Here is a 1,906-nt window from a genome sequence, read left to right on the forward strand (position 1 = left end):
AGAGGCCACAAACCGTCGAGAGGCCACAAACAGTCGAGAGGCCAGTTCGGGGCCGGACGAGCAGCTGCGAGTCGCCCGCGAGGCGCTCGCGTCCGACCTGCCCGTCGTCGTGGACGCCGGTGGCCTCGACCTCATCGACGGACCCCGCTCGGCCCCGACTCTGCTGACGCCCCACGCCGGCGAGGCGGCCCGCCTGTTGACCCGCCTCCTGACCGACCCGCCCGACGGGTTGACCGGCCGGACCGACGTCGGCTCCGGCGACGGTGCGAGCACGGGCGAGCCGGTCCGGGCCCAGGTCGATCCGGCCACTCGGCCCTGGGCGGGGGTGACCGGCGAGGTGAGCCGCGAGCAGGTCGAGGCCGACCCGGTGGGCGCGGTCCGGCGGATCGCCGAGCTGACCGGCGCGACCGTGCTCCTCAAGGGCTCGACGACGCTCGTCGCCGCGGCGGACGGCCCGGTCCGGTCCCAGGCCGACGCACCGGCCTGGCTCGCGACCGCCGGTGCAGGGGACGTCCTCGCCGGCCTGCTCGGCACGCTTCTCGCGGCCGGGCTCGACCCGCTCGACGCGGGGTCGCTCGGCGCCCTCGTGCACGGCCTCGCGGCAGAGCGCGCGTCAGCGGGAGGTCCGGTGCGAGCGTTGCGGGTGGCACACGCCATACCGTCGGCTGTCCGGGAGCTGCTCGCACGCGGGATCTGACGGCCTGACGTGCGACACTGCCACCGATGACCACGGAGATACCCGACGCGCTGCCCGTCTGGGCCGAGATCGACCACGCCGCCCTCGCGCACAACGTGCGCCTCCTGCGTGCCCGCGCAGGGGACGCCCAGCTCATGGCGGTCGTCAAGGCCGACGCCTACGGGCATGGCCTGCTGCAGGTGGCGCGCACCGCGGTCGGTGCGGGCGCGACCTGGCTCGGCGTGGCCCAGATGCCCGAGGCCTTCGCGCTGCGTGACGCCGGGATCACCACTCGGCTGCTGACCTGGCTCGCCGTGCCCGGCGCGGACTTCGCCGGCGCGATCTCCCGGGACATCGACCTGTCAGCGTCGGCGCCGTGGGCCCTCGACGAGATCGCGGCGGCCGCGCGGTCGGTGGGCCGGACGGCTCGCGTCCACCTCAAGGTCGACACCGGGCTCGGACGTGGCGGCGCCTACGGCCCCGACTGGACGACGCTGGTGCGCCACGCCCGCCCGCTCGAGGCCGAGGGCGTCATCACCGTCGTCGGCGTCTGGACGCACTTCGCGCACGCCGACGCGCCGAACCACCCCACCGTCCTCACGCAGCAGGACCGGTTCTTCGAGGCGGCCGCCGAGGCCGAGCGGGAGGGGTGCCGGCTCGAGGTGCGCCACCTCGCCAACTCCGCCGCGACCCTGCTGCACCCGTCGGCCCACGCCGACTTGGTGCGCCCCGGCCTCGCGCTCTACGGCCTGAGCCCCGTGCCGCAGGTCGACGACGACTTCGGCCTGCGTCCCGTCATGTCGCTGCGGGCGCGGCTCGCGCTGGTCAAACGGCTCCCCGCTGGGCAGGGGATCAGCTATGGGCACCTCTACGCGCCGGAGCACGACACGGTCGTCGGCCTCGTCCCGGCCGGCTACGCGGACGGCATCCCGCGCAACGCGACGAACGTCGGCCCGCTCGCCGTCGGGGACACCCGCACGCGGGTCGCGGGGCGGGTCTGCATGGACCAGTTCGTCGTCGACCTCGGCGCCGGCTCGGGTGCCCGAGCCGGTGACGTCGCCACCCTGTTCGGCGGCGCTCCCGGTGAACCGACCGCGCAGGACTGGGCCGAGATGACGGACACGATCAGCTACGAGATCGTCACCCGCGTCGGTGCCCGGGTGCCACGGATTCACGTCAACCAGTCTCCGGACGAGGCGCCATGAGAAGCCCTGTGTCAAGCCGCTTGCT

General features: G+C 74.8%; 2 protein-coding genes. Both read left to right on the forward strand.

Annotated features, from left to right (window positions below):
• Positions 1 to 697, forward strand: a 697-nt coding sequence (locus tag N864_RS21905) for an ADP-dependent NAD(P)H-hydrate dehydratase (RefSeq protein WP_276203114.1), incomplete at its 5' end; no start/stop codon positions are given.
• Between the two features lie 26 nt (positions 698 to 723).
• Entirely contained in the window at positions 724 to 1,881 is a 1,158-nt protein-coding gene (alr, locus tag N864_RS21910; protein WP_034722501.1) for an alanine racemase, read from the forward strand.
• The last annotated feature ends 25 nt before the right edge of the window (positions 1,882 to 1,906 follow it).

The sequence above is a fragment of the Intrasporangium chromatireducens Q5-1 genome (assembly GCF_000576575.1).
Lineage (GTDB): Bacteria > Actinomycetota > Actinomycetes > Actinomycetales > Dermatophilaceae > Intrasporangium_A > Intrasporangium_A chromatireducens.

Bases quoted from the DNA above. Each gene is read 5' to 3' on its own strand.
- alr (WP_034722501.1), top strand. From the start codon at position 724: ATGACCACGGAGATACCCGACGCGCTGCCCGTCTGGGCCGAGATCGAC.